The organism is Bacillus sp. FSL R7-0672 (genome assembly GCF_038601465.1).
In the GTDB taxonomy this organism is placed as follows: Bacteria; Bacillota; Bacilli; order Bacillales; family Bacillaceae; genus Bacillus; species Bacillus pumilus.
Genome location: NZ_CP152010.1, coordinates 659,745 through 685,570 on the forward strand (window position 1 = coordinate 659,745; position 25,826 = coordinate 685,570).

The 25,826-nt window shown below is 42.3% G+C and carries 20 protein-coding genes and 1 pseudogene; 17 read left to right on the top strand and 4 right to left on the bottom strand.

The genetic code is table 11. From position 1 onward, the window contains the following. Position 1 precedes the first annotated feature (1 nt). The 3 genes from MKY18_RS03275 to MKY18_RS03285 are packed head-to-tail and all read left to right on the top strand — an operon-like array spanning position 2 to position 2,609. On the top strand, positions 2 to 688 hold the full coding sequence (locus MKY18_RS03275) for a CoA transferase subunit A (RefSeq protein ID WP_185107485.1): 687 nt from the start codon (positions 2 to 4) through the stop codon (positions 686 to 688). Next, a complete protein-coding gene (locus MKY18_RS03280; protein ID WP_126741180.1) occupies positions 664 to 1,329 on the top strand; it encodes a 3-oxoacid CoA-transferase subunit B in 666 nt (221 codons plus the stop codon). The genes MKY18_RS03275 and MKY18_RS03280 overlap by 25 nt, the downstream gene beginning before the upstream one ends. A gap of 14 nt (positions 1,330 to 1,343) precedes the next feature. Further along, a complete protein-coding gene (locus MKY18_RS03285; RefSeq protein WP_185107487.1) occupies positions 1,344 to 2,609 on the top strand; it encodes a peptidase in 1,266 nt (421 codons plus the stop codon). A 35-nt stretch (positions 2,610 to 2,644) separates the two neighbouring features. On the opposite strand, the gene MKY18_RS03290 is transcribed toward MKY18_RS03285, so the two are convergent. Then, a complete protein-coding gene (locus MKY18_RS03290; protein ID WP_044141533.1) occupies positions 2,645 to 2,866 on the bottom strand; it encodes a DUF2892 domain-containing protein in 222 nt (73 codons plus the stop codon). Positions 2,867 to 2,990: 124 nt separating this feature from the next. Here MKY18_RS03290 and MKY18_RS03295 point away from each other — a divergent pair, with 124 nt between their 5' ends. The 3 genes from MKY18_RS03295 (at position 2,991) to MKY18_RS03305 (ending at position 6,160) form a co-directional block, all read left to right on the top strand. Continuing rightward, positions 2,991 to 4,733 (top strand): adenine deaminase C-terminal domain-containing protein, encoded by a 1,743-nt coding sequence (locus MKY18_RS03295; RefSeq protein WP_003214450.1) that lies wholly within the window; start codon positions 2,991 to 2,993, stop codon positions 4,731 to 4,733. A 548-nt stretch (positions 4,734 to 5,281) separates the two neighbouring features. Beyond that, on the top strand, positions 5,282 to 5,596 hold the full coding sequence (locus tag MKY18_RS03300) for a YerC/YecD family TrpR-related protein (protein WP_342497729.1): 315 nt from the start codon (positions 5,282 to 5,284) through the stop codon (positions 5,594 to 5,596). A gap of 159 nt (positions 5,597 to 5,755) precedes the next feature. Then, on the top strand, positions 5,756 to 6,160 hold the full coding sequence (locus MKY18_RS03305) for a VOC family protein (RefSeq protein ID WP_340913770.1): 405 nt from the start codon (positions 5,756 to 5,758) through the stop codon (positions 6,158 to 6,160). Between the two features lie 271 nt (positions 6,161 to 6,431). Here the strand turns inward: MKY18_RS03305 and MKY18_RS03310 are convergent. After that, positions 6,432 to 6,935 (bottom strand): annotated as a pseudogene (locus MKY18_RS03310) (DUF3916 domain-containing protein). 99 nt (positions 6,936 to 7,034) lie between these two features. Then, complete coding sequence (locus MKY18_RS03315; RefSeq protein ID WP_340909276.1) at positions 7,035 to 8,615, bottom strand: FMN-binding glutamate synthase family protein; 1,581 nt, start codon at positions 8,613 to 8,615, stop codon at positions 7,035 to 7,037. Positions 8,616 to 8,754: 139 nt separating this feature from the next. Here MKY18_RS03315 and MKY18_RS03320 point away from each other — a divergent pair, with 139 nt between their 5' ends. Then, positions 8,755 to 8,985 (top strand): hypothetical protein, encoded by a 231-nt coding sequence (locus MKY18_RS03320; RefSeq protein ID WP_106072537.1) that lies wholly within the window; start codon positions 8,755 to 8,757, stop codon positions 8,983 to 8,985. Here MKY18_RS03320 and MKY18_RS03325 read toward each other — a convergent pair. Further along, the gene (locus tag MKY18_RS03325) at positions 8,966 to 9,379 is read right to left on the bottom strand and encodes a DUF2283 domain-containing protein (RefSeq protein ID WP_113768329.1); all 414 of its coding nucleotides are present in this window, start codon (positions 9,377 to 9,379) and stop codon (positions 8,966 to 8,968) included. The two genes, MKY18_RS03320 and MKY18_RS03325, sit on opposite strands and share 20 nt — an antisense overlap. Positions 9,380 to 9,651: 272 nt before the next feature. Here MKY18_RS03325 and MKY18_RS03330 point away from each other — a divergent pair, with 272 nt between their 5' ends. The 10 genes from MKY18_RS03330 to MKY18_RS03375 all read left to right on the top strand — a co-directional run bounded on the left by MKY18_RS03330 (position 9,652) and on the right by MKY18_RS03375 (position 25,814). Continuing rightward, positions 9,652 to 10,344 carry a heptaprenylglyceryl phosphate synthase gene (locus MKY18_RS03330; RefSeq protein WP_041816135.1) on the top strand — a complete coding sequence of 231 codons (693 nt, stop codon included), beginning with the start codon at positions 9,652 to 9,654 and terminating at the stop codon, positions 10,342 to 10,344. A gap of 57 nt (positions 10,345 to 10,401) precedes the next feature. Then, a complete protein-coding gene (gene pcrA / locus MKY18_RS03335) occupies positions 10,402 to 12,624 on the top strand; it encodes a DNA helicase PcrA (RefSeq protein WP_113768226.1) in 2,223 nt (740 codons plus the stop codon). Between the two features lie 44 nt (positions 12,625 to 12,668). After that, the gene (gene ligA / locus MKY18_RS03340; RefSeq protein ID WP_044141539.1) at positions 12,669 to 14,675 is read left to right on the top strand and encodes an NAD-dependent DNA ligase LigA; all 2,007 of its coding nucleotides are present in this window, start codon (positions 12,669 to 12,671) and stop codon (positions 14,673 to 14,675) included. Between the two features lie 42 nt (positions 14,676 to 14,717). Further along, positions 14,718 to 15,878, top strand: a complete 1,161-nt coding sequence (locus tag MKY18_RS03345) for a CamS family sex pheromone protein (RefSeq protein ID WP_223252862.1) — start codon at positions 14,718 to 14,720, stop codon at positions 15,876 to 15,878. A 133-nt stretch (positions 15,879 to 16,011) separates the two neighbouring features. Then, a complete protein-coding gene (locus tag MKY18_RS03350; RefSeq protein ID WP_044141542.1) occupies positions 16,012 to 17,211 on the top strand; it encodes an MFS transporter in 1,200 nt (399 codons plus the stop codon). A gap of 91 nt (positions 17,212 to 17,302) precedes the next feature. Continuing rightward, positions 17,303 to 21,772: a non-ribosomal peptide synthetase gene (locus tag MKY18_RS03355; RefSeq protein WP_217012795.1), complete on the top strand. Its 4,470-nt coding sequence runs from the start codon at positions 17,303 to 17,305 to the stop codon at positions 21,770 to 21,772. Then, positions 21,769 to 23,310, top strand: coding sequence for a serine hydrolase domain-containing protein (locus MKY18_RS03360; protein WP_217012796.1), 1,542 nt, complete (start codon positions 21,769 to 21,771; stop codon positions 23,308 to 23,310). Before MKY18_RS03355 ends, MKY18_RS03360 begins: the two co-directional genes overlap by 4 nt. Further along, positions 23,273 to 24,253, top strand: a complete 981-nt coding sequence (locus MKY18_RS03365; protein WP_185107493.1) for a C39 family peptidase — start codon at positions 23,273 to 23,275, stop codon at positions 24,251 to 24,253. The genes MKY18_RS03360 and MKY18_RS03365 overlap by 38 nt, the downstream gene beginning before the upstream one ends. Then, complete coding sequence (locus MKY18_RS03370) at positions 24,250 to 24,960, top strand: alpha/beta fold hydrolase (RefSeq protein WP_340909293.1); 711 nt, start codon at positions 24,250 to 24,252, stop codon at positions 24,958 to 24,960. Before MKY18_RS03365 ends, MKY18_RS03370 begins: the two co-directional genes overlap by 4 nt. Next, positions 24,957 to 25,814 (top strand): 3-hydroxyacyl-CoA dehydrogenase family protein, encoded by an 858-nt coding sequence (locus MKY18_RS03375; protein ID WP_044141548.1) that lies wholly within the window; start codon positions 24,957 to 24,959, stop codon positions 25,812 to 25,814. Before MKY18_RS03370 ends, MKY18_RS03375 begins: the two co-directional genes overlap by 4 nt. The last annotated feature ends 12 nt before the right edge of the window (positions 25,815 to 25,826 follow it).

The following is a 25,826-nucleotide window of genomic DNA, read 5'->3' on the forward strand; positions in this document are numbered from 1 at the left end:
GATGGACAAAACAGTGAATGTAGATGAAGTGATCACGCATTTTAGGGACGGCATGACCATCATGTTTGGCGGGTTTGGCGGCGTAGGGTCGCCGCCATCATTGATCGACGCCATTCTAGAAGCGAATATCAAAGATCTGACATTGATCGGAAACGATGCAGGCTTCCCGCAAATAGGTGTTGGCCGGCTGATCACAGAAGGAAGAGTCAAGAAGATCATTGCTTCTCATATTGGCTCAAATCCAATAGCCGGACAGAAAATGCAGGCAGGAACACTAGACGTTCATTTTTACCCGCAGGGCATTCTAGCAGAAAAAATACGAGCTGGCGGGATGGGCTTGGCAGGCATTGTGACAGATGTCGGCATGGATAGCCTCAATCTCGATGAGAAGCAGCTCGTGCCGCTAAACGGAAAGACATATATCCTTGAGCCTGCGCTGACAGCGGATATTGCCATTGTGAATGCCTTCAAAGCAGATGAAGCAGGAAATCTGATATTTGATAAAAGTGCACGGAATACAAACCCGATTGTGGCGATGGCAGGAGACTGGACCATTGCGGAAGTGGAAGAGATCGTGCCTGTGGGCAGTCTTCATCCAGAGGAAATCGTGACACCAGGCGTATTTGTGAACCAGATCGTGCAATCAAAAGGAGTGAACTGGACATGGGCATGGGAGACATCAATTTAAGACATCGCATAGCCAAACGGGCGGCGCAGGAAATTGAAGATGGCATGATCGTCAATCTTGGGATCGGCATCCCAACCCTTGCGGCTGATTACATTCCAGCGCATTACAACGTATGGCTTCATGCAGAAAACGGCATTATGGGGGCAGGCTTCTCACCAGCACAAGGGGAAGAAGATCCGAATTTGTGCAATGCCGGTGGTTTTCCTATTACGTTAACAAAAGGCGGCTCATACATGGACAGCACGACCGCTTTTGGCATCATTCGAAAAGGCATGCTGGATATGACGATTTTAGGTGCACTTGAAGTAAGCAGTCAGGGTGATCTTGCGAATTGGATTGTGCCAGGTAAACGAGTGCCTGGGATGGGCGGAGCGATTGAGCTTGCTCAAAAGGCGAAAAAGGTTGTGGTGGTGATGAGCCACCTTGATAAACACGGTGAGTCAAAGGTGAAATCTGCTTGCACACTGCCCTTAACTGCTAAGTCTTGTGTGGATCTGATTATAACGGATATGGCAGTCATTGAGGTCAAATCGCAGCTGCTCATTTTACGTGAAGTCATGCCGCCGTATCAGCCGGAAGATGTCATAAGGGCGACAGAGGCACCTTTAATTTTAGCGCCTGATGTCAAATCTGTTGTGTAGAAAGGATGAATGACTTGCAGCCAATCACACGTATCAGAAGCTGGATGAGAGAGCACCAAGATGAAGCGATTGCGCTTCTTCAGCAAATGGTGCAATGTGAGAGCACCCAAGGGAATGAACAAGGTGTGCAGCAAATCGTAGCAAATAAGCTGTCTGCCATTGGTTTTGATGTAGATGTATGGGACATTGGCGGAAAAGACTTGCTAGAACACGCGTATTTCTATTCCCCGAGACGTTCCTTTAAAGGAAGTCCCAATGTCGCCGGACGATTGAAGGGAAAAGGGGACGGCAAATCTATTTTATTAAACGGGCACGTCGATGTTGTGCCAGCAGGAGATACGAAACAATGGACATATCCGCCCTACAGCGGGCATATCATAAACGGGAGACTTTATGGACGCGGGGCAACAGATATGAAAGGCGGAAATGTTTCTTTACTCTTTGCACTAGAGGCACTGCATGCGCTTCAGATTCCGCTGAAAGGAGATGTCGTGTTTCATAGTGTCGTCGAAGAAGAGAGCGGCGGCGCCGGCACCCTTGCAGCCATACTGAGAGGGTATACAGCAGATGCGGCCATCATTCCAGAACCAAGTCATATGAAAATCTTTCCGATTCAGCAGGGATCTAAGTGGTTCAGACTGCATATCAAAGGAAGGGCAGCTCATGGCGGAACAAGATATCACGGCGTTTCCGCTATTGAAAAAAGTATGATCGTTCTTTCGCATATAGCAGCACTTGAAGAAGAACGAAATCAGCGCATCACAGAGCCGTTATTTCAGCATATCCCGATTCCAATCCCTATCAACATAGGGAAAATTCAAGGCGGTGATTGGCCGTCCTCTGTAGCGGATTTGCTCACAATGGAGGGCAGACTTGGTGTGATGCCAGGTGAAACGGTTGAGCAGGCAGAGAAGGAATTAGAAAATTGGATGATGGGACTTGGGGAAAAGGATGAATGGTTCAAAGAGCATCCTGTTGAGGTCGAATGGTTTGGTGCAAGATGGCTTCCAGGCTCAATCGATACGGACCATCCACTTTTAGGTCTATTGAAGGAACAATATGAAGCGGTCAAGAAGGAGCCGCCAAAGATCGAAGCCGCTCCTTGGGGAACAGACGGAGGATTACTGTCACAGGCGGCGGGTATCCCGATCATCGTCTTCGGACCTGGAACAACGGAGCTTGCCCATTTTCCGAATGAATCCATCGACATTGAGCATGTCATTGAAGCCGCGGAAATTATCGCAGGTACGATGGTAGAATGGTGTGAAGCCGCGGAGTGATGACAGAGGTGGAAATCATAAAAAAAGAAGGCTGTTCACTCAGCCTTCTCTTCATGTGTGTCCTGCTGCTCACACATATATGTCACTGGACAAAAACGAAGAATGCCAGATGCCAGTTTCATCCCGCCGCACATGATGCTGAAAAGCAGCATTTTACTCCATGGTTTTCTAGCATATAAAGAACCAGCCACAGTACATATTGTCATTCCACAGGCAATTCGAATGAGCGCTTCCATTAAGCCAAGATTAGGTTTCATTGAAGGTAAATCTCCTTTTTTAAATATTTTAAGTGTGATTTCAAGAAATTGTAACGTTTCATTAATGCGTAACGTGGTTCGTTATGTTACGATAGGGCTAATACAAATGAAGGAGAGTATGTGAATGTCCGAACGTACTTTTAATTGGAGAAACAATGACATCCGCACACAAATCGATGTAGTCGACTCAAAAATAGTTCCAACACTCCTTTTAACGAATGGACTCGTGCTAAACCCGTTTTTAAAACAATGGGTGAAGGCAAATATTTGGATACATGATGATCGAATTGTTTATGTCGGAGCAGAGCTTCCTCAAAATAAATCAGCTAAACGTGTGATTGATTGTGAAGGGAAATACATTGTGCCTGGGTATATAGAGCCTCACGCGCACCCGTTCCATATTTATAATCCCCAATCACTTGCAGAATATGTGTCTCAATTTGGCACAACAACGATGGTCAGTGATAACTTATTTCTTCTTTTGCAGAGCAATGAAAAGAAAGCGCTTTCCACTCTATGTGAATTAAAACAGCAGCCATTTCAGTATTTCTGGTGGTCTAGATATGATCTTCAAACTGAAGTCAGATATGAAGATGAGATGCTTCCTATCAACTACCGGAAGGAATGGATTGATCATCCTGATGTCCTTCAAGGCGGCGAATTAACAAGCTGGCCAAGATTGATGGACGGTGATGATCTCATTTTATATTGCATGCAAGAAACGAAGAAGCAGAGGAAACGAATTGAAGGGCATTTCCCCGGAGCTTCTGAGAAAACGCTAACAAAAATGAAGCTGTTTGGCGCGGACAGCGATCATGAAGCGATGAATGCAGACGATGTGCTAAAGCGCTTATCCCTTGGCTACCATGTCTCACTTCGTCATTCTTCCATCCGCCCAGATTTAGTGAACATTTTAAGAGAGCTGCACGAGCGTGACTTTAGACACTATGATCACTTCTTCTATACAACAGATGGAGCGGCGCCTCATTTTTATGAGGAGGGTATGATTAATCGTTTGATTTCAATTGCTCTTGAAGAAGGCGTGCCTATCATCGATGCATACAATATGGCGACCTTTAACATTGCGAAGTACTATCAAATTGATGACCTATTAGGGGTTGTCGGTCCAGGACGTCTGGCTTCATTGAATGTGTTAGATGATCCAATGAATCCCAATCCTGAAACGGTGATATCTAAAGGGGTTATCCTCAAATTAGATGGAGAGAACCAGCATCAATTTCAAGAAACTAAATGGGAAAATGGCGGGCTTGTTCCATTAGATTTAGGCTATGATCTGACGACGAGTGATTTGCAATTTTCCATGCCGCTAGGCGTCAAAATGAGAAATGCTGTCATCATGGAGCCTTATACAGTGGAGATTGATAACTCTGTGAACCAGCTGTCATGTGATCATGATCAAAGTTTCTTTAGCCTGATTGACAGAAAAGGCGAGTGGCGTGTGAATACGATGCTCAAAGGTTTTGCAAATAAAGTACAAGGTTTTGTCAGCTCATTTTCGCTCACGGGTGACATTTTAGTGATCGGGAAAAATAAAGAGGATATGATGCTGGCGCATAAGCGAATGAAAGAAATTGGCGGGGGAATCGTCCTCACAGAGAACGGGAAAATTTTGCACGAAATCCCGCTGCAATTATCAGGCTGTGCCTCTGCTGAACCATTTGAGACTGTTCTTCAGCAAATACAAACCTTGCGTGAGCTGCTCATTGAGCGAGGCTATCCATTTGATTGCCCAATTGATACACTTGTCTTTTTCCAAAGTACCCATTTGCCGTATATTCGAGTGACACCAAGAGGAATATTTGATGTCATGAAAAAAACTGTACTCTTTCCGTCTATAATGCGTTAAAATATAACAGAGTGGAGCTGTATCATCTTTGCCACATTTCTGACAACTGTTATAGGGCAGACATGAGCAATGGATCTCTTCACTGCCATGTAAGTGAAAATACTTATGTGGAGTTGTTGAAGCAGAGGGCTTTGACATGACGAGTGAAATGGCCTGATTGAAAAATGAATCTGTCGGTTACGCTGGCCGACCAACATATTTTGAATAATTGAGCGAGGCGGGGCGCATGTTTGTGGTCTCGCCGAGCTTTCCGCACAACCTGTATTTTTAGGGCAGACCTAATGAAGCAGAAGTAATTCTGATATCGTAAGCAAACAAGTTTGTCAGATTGTCGAACAAGGAAAATGACAGAACTTGTCGAATTTGTATACGATAAAGAAGCTTCGGCTTACGAAAGAACTGACGGCATTTCCAGCGTAGAACCAAACCTGTCATGATTCGTTCAAAGCTCATTGCTGAGGTTGAAAAAAATAGTCAGGAAAGATACCGCTTTCTCTGCAGAATGTCGTGCGAAGCGGTGCCAATAGTAAAGGAGAAGATGTATAAAGATGCAAATTGATAAATTAAGGGGCAAAAGTTTAGATCAGTTATTCAACTCCATCTTATCCCTTAAAGACCTGGAAGAATGCTATCGATTCTTTGATGATTTGTGTACCATCAATGAAATCCAATCTTTATCACAGCGTCTTGAAGTAGCGCGTATGCTTCGCGAGGGGAACACGTATCATAAAATTGAGACGGAGACAGGTGCGAGCACTGCAACCATCTCACGAGTCAAACGCTGCTTGAACTACGGAAATGATGCCTATACAATGGCACTTGACCGCGTAGCAGAACAGCAGGCAAATGACAAAACAAAATAAAGCAGTTTTCACTGTAAACAATCCTTTTCAACAAGAATGGAGTTGTTTACAGTTTTTTTATGGAGAGCGCTGAAAAGGCAAGCAAGGACTGGCTTGAAAGAAGCAACAAACGGGTCATTTAACCGAATAACTTTATCAGAAGGTTGTGGAGAAGAAAAAATGAGATTCAATGCTTTGATACCAGAGTTATCTGTAACAAACATCGAAAAGTCTAAATGGTTCTATATAGAATTGCTTGGTTTTAAATTGGAATATGAGCGTGAAGACGATAAATTTATATTTGTTTCGTTGGAAGAGGAAACACAAATGATGTTAGAAGAAATCAATGGCCATTGGGACACTGGGGAGTTAAAATACCCATTTGGACGGGGAATCAATTTTCAAATAGACATTGAAGACGTACAGCCTGTCATTGACCGTTTAAGAAAGCAAAACATTCCACTATTCAGAGAGCCAACTGTTAGCAAATATAAAAGTAATGATACTACGTTTATACAAAAGGAATTTCTTGTTCAAGATCCTGATGGATATTTACTTAGGTTCTCGCAAGAAATGGCAGGTTAACATGAAAGTCTCTTCCTGAATAGGGCGCGATTGTTGAATAAGTAAAATTAAGAGTGGCTGCGGCTACTCTTTTTTATTTTGAGATACATGAGTAACAGATACAAAAAATTGACTATTGCCGAAAAGGACAACGGTTATTTTTAAATTTGTGTTACTGTTCGTAATCGGTCGAGGGAAAGGTTTGGCATTAGTCAACGGTAAATGTCTGACTGACCAACGGGAAGGAATTTAAGGAGTTGACTAATTTCGCCAAACCCGAACCCTCTTGTTTTTATTTTAGCTCGCCTATAAACCAGAGATGCCATATTCGTCTGCGATGATGTCTTTAAAACCTATGGTTTGCCTATCCTTTGGCACAGATAAACCCCATTCCCTTTGAATGTTTCTCGCATCGGAAAGAGGCAGCCATCTCTGATCATCATCATGTCTATTGAAAAAGTCTTTAATATAGGAATCTCCTTTAAACACAATTAAACACAATGATTTGTGATCCCCATCATTCAGTGGCATCTACTGCAACCACGACACGATATACTTCTCCATCAAGTGGCTTCAAATCAATGAGATGTTCAGCTCTATTTAGCAGTGTTTGAATGGACAATCGCTTGATTTTTTGAGGTGTTTTGCTTGAACAAATAAAATCATACGCAACTGGTAGTGGGAGATGTCAATAACCTTGTTCAATATCTGCCGGGAACTCTTGTGTACCTTCCTCAATTCTTGTCACCATCTCATTCGTCTTCCGTTTCATCCCGCGAACCTTTTTCTCACGCATCCTCCATCTCTCCATTTCCTGTCATTTGTCTAAGTTCTTTATACGCGATTGAGCCAAAATGTCAATTGAAAAAAGGTGCAAAAACGCACCTTTCTCAAACTAGACGGATGGCTGTGTCCCAGTAAAAATAGGTACTTCACTTGTCTGACCATTTTCTTGTCTATAGACAATATGTTTTTCATTAAAATGAATGGGAGATTCAATACCAGCGGCTGCGGATAAATTAAACAAGCCTTCTCTTAGAGAAAGGATATAATTGCAGACTCGGTATTTCTTTTCTTCAATCGATAAACCCTTTTGCAGTATTGGATCAGTTGTGGCGACCCCGACTGGGCATTTATTCGTGTGGCACACTTGGGCGCGAATGCATCCGACTGAAAACATGAGTCCCCGTGCGATATTGACAAAGTCAGCACCCATGGAAAGGGCAATCGCAATTTTATCTGGTGAGAGAAGTTTGCCAGAAGCAAAGAGTTTCACCTGATCTCTGACACCGTATTCCTTCAATATTTGATGAACCATTGGGAGTGCCGTGAAAATCGGTAGCCCTGCGGAATCTGCCAATTCATGAAAGGATGCACCAGTGCCTCCTTCTCCGCCATCCACTGTAATGAAATCAGGATGCTTTCCGCTTTTTTTCATGTACGCTGCAAGCTCTTCAATGTTTTCTTTATGTCCGACCACAAGCTTGATGCCGACAGGCTTTCCGCCTATACTTCGCAGCTGTTCAATGAAATCAAACATATCGGGAATGGAGTGGAACATCTCAAATCGGTTTGGACTGTCAATGGATTGGTGGGGTGGCAATTTACGGATGTTCGCAATTTCTTCGGTGACCTTTTCGCCGTCAATATGTCCGCCGCGTGTTTTAGCTCCTTGTGCCAGCTTCAGCTCAAAGGCTTTGACTTCCTCGTGCTCGCTCTTTTTCTTAAATTCTTCAAAGGAAAAAGCGCCATCCTCTGTTCTCACGCCAAATAGACCGGGCCCAATCTGGCATATGATATCGGCTCCGCCTTTGAGGTGATAGGGAGAAAGCCCGCCTTCACCTGTGTTCATCCACGTACCGCCAGCCATTTTTAATCCCGAGGATAGTGCTGTAATGGCCCTGTCGCCTAAAGAGCCGTAGCTCATGGCAGACTGCCCAATCAGGCCTTTTACACGGAATGGCTTTTGACATGTGTGCTCGCCAATCACTTGTACATCGTCTTGATGGAGATAGTAAGGTTTTGCTTCGACCTCTTTGGTATGTTCACTTCTTCTCAGTAAATTGTCTTGATCAATCTGGTACACTTTTGTTTGGATTTTTTCAGATTGATCGATACGTAACTCATCTCGCTGCTTTGGAAATAGGACGTTGCGAATGTAGTAACCAGGCTTGTCAAAATCACGTTTTGATCCAAAGCCCATCGTCCGGCTTTTGTACTTCCCAGACATAACAGCTTGCTCGTATTCTCTTCTTGAGAAAGGAAGCTCCTCGCGATCATTCAGAAACAGATATTGGCGAAGCTCAGGTCCTATTTTTTCAAAAATAAACCGTAGCTTTCCAATGACCGGATAGTTTCGCAGGACAGAATGCTCTTCCTGTTTTTCATCTCTCACCCAAATCCAGATGAATAAAATGATTGGTATGATGAAACAAATCACTAATAGTGTGCCAATGACAATGAAAGTTGTTGTCACGAAGATCCCCTCTTTTCTCTATCATTGCTGTTGTTATTCCACTTTTCATTGAAAGAGAAACCACTTCACCATATTGTGACGTTTAGAAATGAAAAGGCGGGGTAACTTACAAATAAGATCATAAGGGGAGGGAACATACATGAATAAGCGTCCGAATGCGTATGTACTTGCAGGATTAGGGGTTGGTGGTGCTGTGTTATTAGTAGTGAAAAATAAACAGCATCTCAAAAAATGGGCAAGCATGTTCCGCTCAGATGAAAAGATTCCTGAAAAAGCTGGACACCCTGATCCATTAGATATTCAAGACAACAAGATGGTCGATGAAGGGGCCATGACATCCGTCCATTATTTCAATGAAGTGAGACAATAGCTTGGAAAAACCGTTTTGACCATTCAAAACGGTTTTTTCTTGTCTTTTTTTTGACGTGATATCGATGAGGATCGACAATTGTAAAACCGATCAGCCCTTTGTGATCAGGCGTCGAGAAATGAAATTCAATGCCTGATAAATGATAGGTTGAGAGAACGTCCTGATCTGTAAAACGTAACGAAAGCTCATCCTCATAAACGGGTGCATGCTTCAAAACCTCGGCTTCTTCTGCAAATAACTCCAGACCAGCTACTCGGCCCTCTTTGTCGATATCTGCGTTCACACATTCATTCACATCTAATTCAATGGTTTCTTTGATTGTCCCGATTCCCACAGGCAGGAGATAGATGTATCCGATGTCGATTGTTTGATCATATGTGATGGTTCTTTTCAAATGAGTCACCTGCTTTATGTATGGTTTTTTGATCAATAGTAAAATGTCCCTTTATTGTATAATAACATGTGGTGATACAAAGCTCTCCTATCAGTGAACGGTCAAAGATCATCCCTCTCAGCTCCTATATGTTTTCAGCATTCTAACCTAAAGTCACGAACACCATTTTCAAAAGAATGAAACTTTTAGCTGAAGAAGGTTACCCATTTTTTGCGGTCACTGATTTTGTTATAATATTTAAATGGAATGAAACGAATGGAGGAACGTTTTTCATGTATGATGTTACCGAGTGGAAGCATGTCTTTAAACTCGATCCAAATAAAGAAATATCCGATGAACAGCTGGAGGCGATTTGCGAATCTGGTACGGATGCTATATTGATTGGCGGCAGTGACAATGTGACAGAGGACAACGTGCTTCAATTAATGTCAAAGGTCCGCCGGTTTCTTGTGCCATGTGTGCTCGAAATCTCAACACATGAAATGATTGTGCCGGGCTTCGATCTGTATTTCATCCCGACCGTTTTAAACAGCTCTCATCCTGATTGGATTGTTGGGCTTCACAAGGATGCGATGAAGGAATTCGGTGATTTGATGTCAATGGAAGAGATCGTGCCTGAAGGCTATGTTATTTTAAATGAAGAGTGTAAAGCGGCCAAGCTCACAGAGGCAAATACAGCACTGGACATCGATGACGTAAGGGCATATGCAAGAGTGGCAGAGCATTTAATGAAGCTGCCCATTTTTTATCTAGAATACAGCGGAACGCTTGGAGATATAGAGCTTGTGAAAGAAACGAAAGCAGTGCTTTCTGATACGGTTCTTTTTTATGGCGGGGGCATTGAAAACGCAAAGCAGGCGGAAGATTTTGCGCAGCATGCGGACGTGGTTGTTGTAGGAAACGTCATTTATGACAATTTCAAAGAAGCATTAAAGACAGTGAGCGCAGTCAAAAAGTCATCATAGTCAAACAAGACGAAACGGGTTAAAATAGAACATAAGTTCGAAATGGCGGTGAATGGAATGAATGAAATATCGAATCATCTATTAGAAGGACTGAATGACGCGCAAAAAGAAGCGGTCAAAGCAACAGACGGTCCGCTACTCTTGATGGCAGGAGCAGGAAGCGGAAAGACACGGGTGCTGACACATCGAATTGCCTACTTAATGGCAGAAAAGCATGTGGCTCCGTGGAACATTTTAGCAATTACGTTTACAAATAAAGCAGCACGTGAAATGCGTGAGCGTGTCCAAGCCATTTTAGGGCCTGGTGCGGATGACATTTGGATCTCTACGTTCCACAGCATGTGTGTGCGCATTTTACGACGCGATATTGACCGTATTGGTGTGAATCGCAACTTCTCTATATTAGACACATCTGATCAGCTTTCAGTCATTAAAAATATTTTAAAAGAACGAAATATTGATCCGAAAAAGTTTGATCCACGTAGCATTTTAGGTTCAATCAGCAGTGCAAAAAACGAACTCATTGACGCAGAGGAATACGCCAAAACAGCCGGTGATTTCTATGATCAAGTGGTCAGCGACGTCTACACAGATTACCAAAAGCGATTACTCAAGAACCAATCACTCGATTTTGATGATCTTATTATGATGACGATTCGTCTGTTTGAGCGGATCCCTGAAGTATTAGAACACTATCAGCGAAAATTCCAATACATTCATGTCGATGAGTATCAGGATACAAACAGAGCGCAGTACATGCTTGTGAAACTGCTCGCTCAACGTTTTCAAAATATTTGTGTGGTCGGTGACTCGGATCAGTCCATCTACCGCTGGCGCGGAGCGGATATTACAAACATTCTCTCCTTTGAAAAAGATTATCCATCCAGTGAAGTGATTTTGCTTGAGCAAAATTACAGATCGACTAAACGTATTCTGAATGCCGCAAACACGGTGATTCAAAACAATTCAAACCGTAAGCCGAAAAATCTTTGGACAGAAAATGATGAAGGGGCGAAGATTGCCTATTACCGTGCAGATAATGAATTCGGCGAGGGTCAATTTGTTGCTGGAAAGATTCATCAGCTTCATCAGAGCGGTAAGCGTAAATTATCCGATTTTGCGATTCTTTATCGGACCAATGCGCAGTCTCGTGTCATAGAGGAAACATTATTGAAGTCAAACATTCAATACAACATTGTCGGCGGCACGAAGTTCTATGACAGAAAAGAGATCAAGGACATTTTGGCGTACTTACGCCTAGTAGCTAACCCAGATGACGACATTAGCTTTGCACGAATTGTTAACGTACCAAAGCGCGGAATCGGTGCTACATCTGTTGATAAAATCGCAGCATATGCGGAGATGAATGACCTGTCTATGTTTGAAGCGCTTGGTCAGGTAGATTTCATTGGACTCAGTGCAAGGGCAGCCAATGCGCTTGATGAATTCAAACAGCTCATTGATCAAATGACAAATATGCAAGAGTATTTATCTGTCACAGAATTAACAGAAGAAATCCTAGAGAAAACAGGCTACCGTGAAGCACTGAAGGTTGAAAAAACGATTGAAGCACAAAGCCGTCTAGAAAATATTGACGAGTTTCTCTCTGTGACTAAGAACTTTGAAGAACAAAATGAAGACAAGTCCCTTGTGACCTTCCTGACAGATCTCGCCCTTGTCGCAGACATTGATAAGCTGGATGAAAATGAGGAAGAAGATCAAGATGCGGTCATTTTAATGACGCTTCACGCCGCAAAAGGTCTAGAATTCCCGGTTGTCTTCTTAATGGGCATGGAGGAAGGTGTCTTCCCGCACAGCCGCTCATTAATGGAAGATGCAGAGATGGAAGAAGAGCGCCGCCTTGCTTATGTGGGCATCACACGGGCGGAAGAAGAGCTTTATTTATCAAGTGCCAAGATGAGAACACTCTTCGGCCGGACAAACATGAACCTTGAATCAAGATTCATTCGAGAAATACCAGCCGATTTATTGGACAACCTAAATGAGAAAAAAGAAACGAAAACACCATTTGGCCAAACTAGAGAAAGACCACAAAGACGGGGACCTGTCTCACGTCCACAAACTCAAACCATTCAAAACACAGGCGGCGGAAGTATTGGCTGGGCTGTGGGCGATAAAGCGGCTCATAAAAAATGGGGCGTTGGAACAGTTGTGAGCGTAAAAGGCAGTGGAGACAGCACAGAGCTTGATATTGCCTTCCCAAGCCCTACAGGCATTAAGCGTCTTCTCGCAGCATTTGCGCCAATTGAGAAGCAATAAACCGATAGGACTTATAAAACGGATGAATTGAAAGGAAGAAGCAGATGGATAAAGAAGCAGCGAAACGCCGGATCGAGGAACTGCACCAGATTTTGAACCAATACAACTACGAATATCATACACTGGATCGTCCAAGTGTTCCTGACGCTGAATATGATGCGCGGATGCGTGAGCTGATCTCTTTAGAGGAAGAGCACCCTGATTTAAAAGCAGCGGACTCCCCCTCACAAAGAGTAGGAGGCGCTGTGTTAGACGCCTTCCAAAAAGTGCGCCACGGCACACCGATGCTCAGCCTTGGGAATGCGTTTAATGAACAGGACCTTCTTGATTTTGACCGCCGGGTTCGTCAAGCAGTCGGTGACGATATCGCATACAATGTCGAGTTGAAAATTGACGGACTCGCTGTTTCTCTCCGTTATGAAAATGGCCTGTTTGTCCGAGGTGCCACACGTGGAGATGGGACAACGGGTGAGGATATTACTGAAAACCTCAAAACCATTCGTGCCATCCCGCTCAAAATCAAACGCCCTTTGTCAATTGAAGTGAGAGGCGAGGCATTTATGCCAAAACCTTCTTTTGAAGCATTAAACGAAAAAAGATTACAAAACGAAGAAGAGCCGTTTGCGAACCCGCGTAATGCGGCGGCAGGCTCGCTTCGTCAGCTTGATACGAAAATTGCGGCGAAACGAAACCTTGATATCTTCGTCTACAGTATAGCGGAGCTTGATGAAATCGGTGTTGAATCGCAAAGCGAAGGACTTGATCTTCTCGACGAACTTGGCTTTAAAACGAACAAAGAAAGACGGATGTGCCAAACAATTGAAGAAGTGATCGAGCTTATTGAAACACTGAAAACGAAGCGTGCCGATTTTTCATATGAAATCGATGGAATTGTGATCAAAGTCGATTCGTTAGCTCAGCAAGAAGAGCTCGGCTTTACAGCAAAAAGTCCCCGCTGGGCTGTTGCGTACAAGTTTCCAGCTGAAGAGGTCGTGACAAAGCTGCTTGATATTGAACTAAGTGTCGGGCGTACAGGTGTCATCACACCAACGGCGATCCTTGAGCCTGTCAAAGTAGCAGGAACGACAGTGCAGCGTGCTTCTCTTCATAATGAAGATTTGATCAAAGAAAAGGATATTCGCCTTTTTGATCAAGTGATTGTGAAAAAAGCGGGCGATATTATTCCGGAAGTGGCAGGCGTACTGATCGATCAGCGTACAGGAGAAGAAAAGCCGTTTCACATGCCGACTGAATGCCCGGAGTGTCATAGTGAGCTGGTGAGAATTGAAGGCGAAGTGGCTTTGCGTTGCATCAATCCAGAATGCCCTGCCCAAATACGTGAGGGACTCATTCACTTTGTTTCCCGCAATGCAATGAACATTGATGGGCTTGGCGAGCGGGTCATTACACAGCTTTTCCAAGAACAGCTTGTCTCTCGTGTGTCTGATCTTTACCGATTAACGAAAGAAGAGCTCATTCAGCTTGAGCGAATGGGCGAAAAATCTGTCGACAATTTACTGCGTTCGATTGAGCAATCGAAAGAAAACTCTCTAGAGCGTTTACTATTTGGACTCGGTATACGATTTATTGGCTCTAAAGCGGCGAAGACCTTGGCGATGCATTTCGGCGATATCGATCAATTAAAGCAAGCGACGAAAGAACAATTACTCGAAGTCGATGAAATCGGTGAAAAAATGGCTGATGCTGTCGTTACGTACTTTGAGAAAGAAGAAATACTCAATCTGCTAAATGAACTAAAAGAGCTTGGGGTCAATATGACCTATACAGGACCAAAACCGGTGAAGGTTGAAGAAAGTGATTCCTATTTTGCAGGTAAAACCATTGTGCTGACAGGGAAATTAGAAGAAATGGCTCGAAACGATGCAAAAGCAGCGATCGAAGCATTAGGCGGTAAACTGGCAGGTAGTGTGAGTAAAAAAACAGATCTAGTCATAGCCGGAGAAGCAGCGGGAAGTAAGCTGACAAAGGCAGAAGAACTCAATATTGAAATTTGGGACGAAGCTAAAATGCTCGAGGAGCTAAAGAAATAAGAGGAGTGTTTTCTATTGAAAAAGTTGTTATTGCTGCTGACAATGCTCACACTGGTATTGTCAGCGTGTGCACCTTTTGGGGGAAAGGAAGAGGAAGAGGTCACACAAAAAACGGATGAAACGAAGGAAACAGCCATCATCCCGATGTACAATATCTCTGACTCCTATTACAAAATGGTGCTGCCGTTTAAACAAGGGGCTGCGAGAGGATTAACAGCAGAGCGTCTCAACACACGCTTGGACATCGATGAATTTGAAACAGGACTCATGCGTCTCGCAACAGAGTCATTTAATACAAACGACTACCTTTTCCAAGAAGGACAGCATTTAGATGAGGACACCGTTCTAGGCTGGCTGGCGCGCAAAAAAACAGGCAGTGATTTGAAAAAGGCAGAAAAAGAAGATAAAGACTTTAAGAATCTAGGCTTAAATCCTGCTCTTCCGAACTCAGGTTCAACAAAGTCTAAAAATGAAAATAGTCCAATTTACTTAGCTTCGATGCTAGAGCATAATTACTTAATTCGAAAAGATAAAAACAGCTTACAGCTTGGCGGAGTTGTCATTGGTCTTGCGCTGAACTCTGTTTATTATTACCGTGAAAATATCGGTGACCCGCAGCAAGAAGTGACGATCGATTCTTCGAAAAATTCAAAGAAACTTTTGACAGAAGGCGAAAAAATTGCTGAACAAGTGATCAAACGAATTCGTCAAATGGATGGGCTGCAAAAAGTGCCTGTCATGATTGCCCTTTATAAGCAAGCACCAAAATCATCTATCGTTCCAGGAAACTTTATCGCCAAAACGGATGTGAAAGCAGGCTCAGCTGATATCGGCAATTGGGATACGATCAAAGAGGAGAATGTCTTCTTCCCTTCAGATAATGCGAAAGGCAACTACAAAGATGATTCCGAGCGATTTGACCGCTTCAAAACAAAAGTCGAAGACTACTTCCCGAATTATACTGGTGTCGTAGGAAAAGGGTTTTACAAAGACGGCAACCTGCAAAAAATGAAAGTCGAAATTCCAATGCAGTTCTACGGAAAAACGGAAGTCGTAGCCTTCACGCAATATTTAACAGGTGAAGTCATGGATTACTATAAGAGTACCAATATCGAAATTAACATCACATCTTCAGATCAGCAAGAAGCCTTGATCACGAAAAATGCTGAAGACAAAGAACCAACCATCCATATATATGACTAAATAAAAACCGCCTTTTGGCGGTTTTTTAAATTAGTCATAATGTATCAAATTATGAAAATATTGCTATAAAAAGTAGAAGTGTAGAAAATAATGTATTATTATGGGTGATAATGAAGAGAAAATGGAGATCACTATGAAAAATAAATCATTTTACTTTTTATTAGGGGGACAATCCCTAGCTAATTTTGGGGATTCGCTATATGTCCTCGTTTTGACCATCCTGACATATCAATTAACAAATTCTACACTGATTGCTTCAATGGTGGCTGTCTCACAGTTTGTTGGACAAGCACTTGGAGCGGTACTCATTCCTTTCTTTATGTATCAATTTAAGCTGAAAAGACTCATTATCTATTTACAAATGTGTCAAATTGCTTTCTTCGGTTGCTTAATTTTCATTTATATTCTACAACTATCAACTTTTACTATTCCTCTCTTTTTTATCATTGTATTTTTCCTTTCTTTGATAGATGGAGGAACCATTCCAGTTCGAAATTCGATGATCCCACGTCTAGTAGAAAAGAACTTTTTACTAAAAGCAAATAGCTATATCTTAACTTCTGATCAAATGGTCCTTTTACTAGGCTGGCTTTTAGGAGGGCTGTTTATTGGCATTCTTGGACCACAGTTTCTCCTATTGACGACACTTGTTTTATACAGTTTGTCGCTCATATCTATGCTCTTTATCATTGATACGGGGGCTGCAGCCAAACAAGAGCAACAGTCTGACTCATTTGCTACAAGGGTCTTTTCAGGGTGGAAGCTCATGTATGAAAAGCCAACTATTCGAACATTAACGATTTTAGAAATGCTATCCATGAGCGGTAGAAGTATTTGGACTGGTGCCATTATCCTTGTGTATGTCACAGAAGTCTTACATCAGCCTGAAACATGGTGGGGCTTTATTAACGCAAGCTATTTTGGCGGAACCATTCTAGGCGGCCTGCTTGTGTTGCGGTTCGCAAAGCATGTGGAACAGCGTTTGTTCGATCACATTTTTTACAGTTCGGTGATCGTTGCTGTGCTAACCCTTTGCTTAGGATTGAATCATTCTGCATGGATGAGTTTGTTGTTTGTCTTTTTATTAGGGCCAGCCTTTCAGCTTCGCAGTATTTCCATTCGAACCTATGTACAAGATACATTGAGTGAAATTGAATTGCCCAAAATACTATCAGCTCAACATACACTATCAACTTTTATATACGGAATGTCCATCCTCGTTATGAGCACCATGACCGATCTCTTTGGGGCAAGAGTCGTCTTTTTTATAAACGTTGCCCTGTTTACTGTGTCGGCTTTCCTAGCGTCTAGATTAAAAAATGAACAAATTTAGACATTTTATCTCAATTATTTACAAAAATACCATTATATGATTTAATATGTTGGTAGAAATGTTAACTATATGAAAAGTAGAGGTGGCGTAATTGACTAATAGTTTAGCATATTGGCCATTAACACATCCGCAGCGACGCGTGATGAACATGGAAACATTTTATCCAGGAACACCGATCAATCATATTGGCGGTATCATTTTCGTCAATGGGCCATTGCAGCTCGATAAACTGAAGCAGGCCATTGCATCTTGTATCATGATGACAGAATCTCTTCGTCTCAAGCTAGTAGAGAAAGATGGTGAAACGCTTCAATACGTTGATCCAAACGCCGATAGCCCTATTCCTACCTATGAGTTTTCCACACATGAAGACATGCTAGAATGGGCCGAAAAAGCCTTCAAAACACCATTTCAATTAACAGAAACCTCTCTCGCCGAATTTGCTGTACTAAAAATCAGTGAACAACAATCTGGTTATTTCATCAAATGCCATCATACAGTAGCAGATGGATGGTCGATGAAAGTAATCATCGATAAAATTAGCCAGCTTTACACTGCTCTTACCCAAAGCTCCTCTATCGAACAAGAAGCAGACAATCATTCTGTATTTATTGATAAAGAATCAAAATATATGAACTCCCCAAGATTTAAAAAAGATCAGCAATTTTGGAAAGAAGCATTATCTGATGTGTCCGATAGTTATTTGGTACAAGGAACTGACCAAATCAAAGGCCATCGGCAAAGCCATTACCTTGATCGACAACTCTCAGAACGAATCTATGAATTTATAGATGTCCATCATTGTTCAATCAACTCTTTATTTACTTTAGGACTCTTCGTCTACTTGCATAAAAGATACCAGCAAAAAGATTTTATTATTGGGACGCCAGTTCTCAATCGTTCCGGACAAAAGGAAAAAGCCACGTCCGGTATGACCGTGAGTACAATGCCATATCGAATGAAGATCGATCCTCATCTATCTTTGTTAGAAAGTTTAACAGACGTTCAAAAAAGCTATAAGGCTTACTTCCTGCATCAGCGATATCCCTATGATGCACTTGTCAAAGATTTAGAGCTTGCAAAAGCAGGGTATGATCAGCTTTTTCAAATCTATATCAACTCCTACAGCACCAATATGGTGCAGGAGATGGAAGGATACAAAGTTGAATACATAGAGCTTTACAATGGCTTCCAGCCATATGGCTTACAAGTTGCTGTGAAAGAATGGGATGAAAAAGGGCAAATCGAGCTTCAATATGACTACAAGATCTCAGATTACAGCAATGAAGATATCGACTTTCTACACGAAAGAATGCTTCTCTTTGTCGAAACGATACTCGCTCAGCCAAAGCAGCTGTTAAAAGACGTACTTCTCATGACAGAAGTCGAGAAACATCGAGAGCTATATCAATGGAACGACACAAGCGTGCTGTTTCCACAGAAACAAAAAATCCATGAATTGATTACAGACATGTCAACGTCTTCTCCTGATCGAATTGCACTTCAGGACGGATCTCATAGCATGACATACGGTGAACTTGAGAGAAAAACCAATCAAATGGCGCATTTTCTACAAACACATGGCTTACAAAGACATGACTTTGTTGCCGTATGTATGAATCATTCACCAGAACTGATTGTGCTGCTGCTGGGGATTTTAAAGGCTGGAGGCGCATATGTGCCGATTGATCCTGAGTATCCAGAGGAACGTATTCAGTTTATTTTGGATGACAGCCAGGCAAAGCTGTTTTTCACAGATGACGCATCTGCATACCATTTTAATGGCGATACGTACAATATCTACAACGTGTGGGATCAGTTGGCTCAGTATAATGCGGAACATCCATTCATTGGGAATGCTGAAGACGTCGCATATATGATTTATACGTCTGGCTCTACAGGACAGCCAAAGGGAGTCATGATTGAGCACCGAAGCTTAGTGAACTATATCATGTCTGCCAAAACACACTATACTGATTCATCAGATGATCATTTTGCCTTGTATTCATCCATTGCGTTTGATTTAACCGTGACATCTATTTATACGCCATTGGTCATTGGCAGTACCGTGATGATCTATCGTCAAGAGGATCAGCCAGGCTTTTTATTAGAACATATTTTGTTTGATCAAAAAGCAAAAGTCATCAAGCTGACACCAGCTCATATGGCACTGTTAACAGATGCTGCACTTTCTCAATCAGTTGTGAAACGGATGATTGTGGGCGGAGAACAATTATCGACCGCTTTGGCCAAAAGAATCACAGAGGCAAGTGATGGAAGGATATCCATCTTTAATGAATATGGACCAACTGAAGCAACCGTTGGCTGTATGATTCATCAATTCCATCAAGATGATGGGGGGACATCTGTGTCAATTGGTGTACCAATGCCAAATACAGAGATTTACCTTTTAGATGAGAATCAGCAAGCCGTGCTGCCTGGGACAGTAGGAGAAATCTATATTTCAGGTGCAGGTGTTGGCAGAGGGTATTGGCAAAGACCTGATTTGCAGGAATCACGCTTTCTGCCCAATCCATTTGTAAATGGTCGCCGCATGTATCGAACAGGTGATATCGCCAAACGAGCAAATGATGGAAAGATTGATTACATTGGCAGAATTGATCATCAAATCAAGCTGCGAGGCTACCGGATTGAGCTCGGTGAAATTGAACTTGCACTGATGGCACTTGAAGAAGTTGATAAAGCAGCGGTTATTGATCTAACCGATGAATCTGGAGAAAAACAGCTGGCTGCCTATATTGAATTAAAAGAAAAACAGATGACGTCCTTTTTACTTAGAAAGAAATTATCAGATCAGCTTCCAGCTTATATGGTACCTGCCTATTTTGTTGTACTAGATGAGCTCCCGCTTACCCAAAACGGAAAAATCAATCGGACAGCACTGCCTGATCCAATGCTGTCCCAAGTGGAAACAGCCGTTGAATGGTCCAAGGAAACAGCGGACATTGAAGAGATCTTAGTAGATACAGCAAAAGACATTTTAGGACATGAAACAATCGAACCGGCTGATCATTTTTATCAGCTTGGCGGAGATTCCATTAAGGCGATTCAATTTATTGCGAAATTAAAAGACAAAGGACTCTATTTAAAAACCAAGGATCTTTTTACTTACCCCATTTTTAGAGAAATGGCACAAGTCGTTCAGCAGGAACCTGTCATACATATCTCACAAGAGCAAGCTGTGGGTGATGTGAAATCGATTCCAATTATCGAATGGTTCTGGTCCCAGCGGTTAAAAGATGAACATTTCTGGCATCAATCCATCATTGTTCATTCAAAGAAAAAGATGGATGAAACCATCGTGCAGGATGCTCTCAAAGAGCTCGTCATTCACCACGATGGACTAAGGTTAAAAGTACATGAGGCAACAAACACACTCTATTATGATGTAGACATTCAAGATATTCCGCTGATGGTACACGATTTCACGACATTGTCAGAAGAGAACGTGGAAGAAGCGCTACAAGAAGTAGGATATCAGGTCAAGCAAAGGACTCATCTTTATCAAGGACCATTGATTCAGGCAGCACTTTGTCAAACTGATTCTCAATCACATCTCATCTTTGCCGCCCATCATCTAATAGCTGATGGTATGTCTTGGCAAATTCTTGTGGAGGACTTGATTCAATTATTGCATGCAGAGAAGGTTACAGCAGAAGTGCTTCCGTCTAAAACCCATTCCTATCAAACATTTGCCGAGCGGGTGAACGAGTATGCAGTATCAGAGAGTGTAAAAGAGTCGCTCAGCTATTGGCAAAAAGCGGTGCAGGATATTCAGCCACTGTATCAAGTTTCTTCAAATGAAGGATATGTCAGAGACGAAATCAAATTAACCAAGGCATTATCAGTGGAACTCACAAATCAATTGCTCAATCAAGCGAATCAAGCGTATCAAACGCAGCCGCATGAACTGTTAATTTCAGCCTTGTCCCAAGCCTGTTATGAGCAAACGAATCAAGAGCGGATTTCTTTGGAATTAGAAGGTCATGGCAGGGATGCAGTAGAGGATGATATCGATGTATCTAGAACGTTTGGTTGGTTCACCACCATGTATCCTGTGAATGTTCATGTGTCTGAATCTCTTTCAGATCACATACGAGCTGTCAAAGAAACGATACGTGAAGTGCCAAATAAAGGTGCAGACTATGGGCTGTTGTCACTCATCAATAAGCAGCTTTCTCCTCACTCAGCACCGCAATTACGCTTTAACTATCTAGGTGAAATTGATCAAGTGCTGAAACAATCATCTGATTATGAGATGTCTTACTTTACATCGGGGATGGATTCGTCATTGGATAATCCATTAACAACCGTCATCGATATGGTCGCTACCATCAAGGGCGGTCAACTGATTTTCCATCTTTCTTTCAGTGAAAAACAGCTGTGTGAAACAGACATGACGCAGCTATTACAAGCGGTAGAACAGCAAATTGAGCGTCTTGTACAGCATTGCTTAGAGAAGGAAGGAATCGAATTTACACCGTCTGATTTTGAAACAGTGGATATGTCTCTTGAAGAAATGGATTCATTATTTACATGAGGAAAAATCAGTATGTTATCTACATTTCATTTTTATTAGCAGTCTTATGGATAAGCAGCTTTGCCGGGGGGACACATGCCAAAGCAGTGATTTCATCTAAAGCTATTGATCAAGTGATAGAGGAGCAGATGGAGCTTGGGCGCATTCCAGGCATGTCTGCTGTGGTTGTGAAAAAAGACGAAGTCGTGTACCAAAAAGGCTTTGGTTATGCGGATCGAAAGAAAAAGAAGCAAGTGACAGACAGCACTTTCTTTGAAATTGGATCTACATCAAAGGCGTTTACCGCTCTTGCGATTGTGGAGTTAGAGAAGCAAGGAAAACTTCATTTAAAAGATCCGGTGAGCAGCTATATTCCAGGTTTTTTTCCAACATACAATGGAAAGCCTCAGCGTTTAACTGTGGAGCAATTAATGCATCACACAAGCGGCATTCCCTTTCAATCCATTGCGCTTATCCAGCCTGATACTGCAAAGGATGCGTTGAAAAAAACAGTTGATCAGCTGAAATCAATCGAGCTTAATCGTAAGCCAGGCAGCTCCTTTGAATATGCGACCATCAACTATGATGTCCTTGGTCTCATCATTGAAAATGTAACAGGAACATCGTATGAGGCTTATATGAAGGAACTGTTTAAAAGGCATCACCTTGACCAAACAGAGGCTGGGCTAAAACGGATGACATCCGGTGCTGTCTCAGAAGGGTTTAAACTGCAATTCCTTGCTCCGCATGCTTATGAAGCACCAGAATATCGAGGCAATACGCCTGCAGGCTATATTGTGATGAATAGTCAGGATGTGGGGACTTGGCTGCAATATCAATTGACCGATTCAACTTGGTCTCGCTTTGTAAAAAATCCTGATCACTTAACTGTGAATGTCCCAGAAGAAGGGAAGCATGTCTATTACAATGCCGGATGGTATATAGAAAAGGCGCATGAGCAGGTAGACTCGCTTTTTCATGCAGGCTCTAACCCAAACTATTCATCATTTTTTCTGATCCAGCCAAAAGAAGAGATTGCGATCGGAGTGTTAGCGAATATGAATAGCAGCTACACAGAGCAAACGGCACGTCTTATTGCCAAAACGATCACGGGTGCAAATGAAGAAGCAGAGTCATCAATGGATCCTTTTCAGCTCATCGATCAATTGAGTCTTGGGGCCACATGTCTTTTCATATTGCTGCAAATAGTGTCTATCGTTCGTTTTATCAAGTGGAAAAAGCGTGTAAAAAACGGCGCTTTCGTTCGCAGGGACATGTCACTTGGCATCTGGCTGAAAAGTAGCGGCTGGGTGCTGCTGCTAATTGGGATATTGATCCTGCCAATCATTGTTGCGCAGCTAGCCTTTAATGGGCTGCCTTGGAAAATGACTTTTGTATGGGGACCTTCCTCTCTCATTGAATTAGCAATTTCTTATTATTTGTTTTTCATTTGGTTTTGTACGATTGGTTTCATCAAAGGATTTATGGTGACATCTCCTGCTGGAAAGAGAGGAAAAAAAGATGACCGTCAAACAGATTTCGGGCATTCATCCTTATAATGATTTGTTTTATCGTAGCTGTTTTTTTAATTGCTTTTTTCCAATTGTGAAGCTGCATGATCAAGAAGTTTTTCCATACTTATTAAATGATCAATTTGCCTACGGGCTTACAGAGAATGGCTTGCTACAGATTGACTGGATGTCGGCACACGATCCAGAAAAGATTATGAATTTACAAGGCATTCAAGTGGAAAAAATGACGTATTGTCCCAACCTCATTGAAAAGGTCAAACAAGATGTGAGACGTGACCGCCCGGTAATTGTATGGGTAGACCCCTACGTTCAGCGAGGCAGAAAAGAGTATTTGACAACCCATAGCCGTCATTCCATTTTAATGACTGGATTCGATGAAAATCAGCAAATCTTTCAAGTATTAGAGAATCGGCATTTAGATAATTTGTCTTATGAGCATCAAGTGCTGTCATTTAAAGATGTACAGAAAGGATATGACACCTTTCATGATCATTTTCAGCCGAATGATCAATTTCATTCCTATGCGGCCTTCTACTTTGATCCAGACAAACTCTCGACTGAGTTATTTGATCAAAAAACGACTTATTTCCTGAGAAATATGCATGGTCAGATTGACGTAATAGAAAAAGGAATCACAGCTCTTGAAACATTTTATGAGCAGTTTTCGCAATGGGATGATATCGAGAAGCTCGTGGCGTCGTTCAATCAGATCATCAATACGAAGAAAATAGAGCTGTATCGGCTGAATCTCATCAAAGGCGATCTACCTGAGCTGGTGGGATGGATGGAACGTATTTTAGCAGAATGGGAGAAAGCAAGGCATCAGGCAGCAAAACTCCTTTTTTCAGGTGAGATGTCTAGTAGGTACCAAGCCCATATCACAGCCTCTTTAGAACAAATCATCCATGATGAAAAACATTGGCTGGAAGTGTTGGCAATCAAATGCAAAAGGGAGTGTGGCGTGTCGTGAAGTTATTTTGTTTACCGTACGCAGGTGGAGCCAGTACCGTATTCAGTACGTGGAAATCTTATATAGACCGGTCGATAGAAATTCATGCCCTTGAACTCCCTGGGCACGGGACAAGAATGACAGAGCCTGTACTAACCGATTTACAGCAGGTCGCAGATGATCTTTATGTACAGGCGTCCTCCTCCTTAAAAGAAGGAGAGCCCTATGCCATTTTCGGTCATAGTATGGGAGCCGTCCTTGCATATGAATTACAAAAAAGAATGAAAACAAGGTTAAACAGAGAGCCTGTCCATGTCTTTTATTCTGGGCGCTTTCCACCACATATTCCAGAAAAGAAAGTCTATCATCAGCTGTCAGATTCCAAATTAAAAGAAGCGATCATTGCGATGGGAGGCGTTCCTGAGGAACTTGCTGATAACCATGCAGTGCTTGATTTCTTTCTGCCGATTTTAAGAGCAGACTTTCAGCTTTTGGAGACCTATTTGTGTGATGAAGTCGTTCCGGCTGCTTGTCCAATTTCTATTTTTTATGGTACACGTGATTTGCCTTCTGTGCTGTTCGATTTAGACGATTGGGTTCAATATACAAGCGAAGATTGTGCGTTTTTCGAATTCGATGGAGATCACTTTTTTATTCATTCATTCACAAATGAAGTTGTAGAAAAAATCAATGTCATTTTAAAGCGAATTGGAGTGTTGGAGAAATGAACACGAAGCACGTAGGCGTGATTGGAGCAGGTGTCATGGGGGCTGATATGGCATTAGACCTTTCAGCAAATGGCTATCAAGTCACATTAGTTGATGTCACAGAAGAAAAGTTAAACGAAGCGCTAGAAAAAATTAAGAAGACCTATCAATTGGTTCAATTTGTGAGAAAGAAGAAAATCTCATTGTCTTTAGAAGATGTATTGTCTCAAATCCAACTGTCAACTTCACTTGAAGGATTACATGACGCGCATATCGTCATTGAAAATGTGACGGAAGATTGGGAGATTAAAAAACCTATTTATGAAGAGCTACGAGGTATTTGTGCGAAAGAAACCATCTATTTTGTAAACACAAGCTGTATCTCCATCACAAAGGTAGGGTCCCTTATGCATCACCCTGAGAATGTCATTGGGGCGCACTTTATGAACCCTGTTCCTCTCAAAGCGTTAGTTGAAGTCATTAGAGGCAAAGCAACTTCAGATGACACAGTAGAAACGGCAAAAGGTTTCTTGAAATCGTTTGATAAAACACCAGTTGTGGTGCATGATTTTCCGGGATTTGTTTCCAACCGTGTGCTGATGCTGACAATCAATGAAGCGATTTGGGCGGTGCAAGATCAAGTCGCCACGCCAGCGGATGTCGATAAAATTTTCCGCGGAGGTTTCGGTCATAAAATGGGACCACTTGCGACGGGAGACTTAATTGGGCTTGATACGATTTTGAATTCATTGCTTGTTTTATACGAGAGCTACAAAGATCCGAAGTTCCGTCCATGTCCTCTGCTAGTCAAAATGGTTGATGCAGGCGAGTACGGCAAAAAATCAGGCAAGGGCTTTTTCCAATATGACATGTGAGAGGAGAATAAC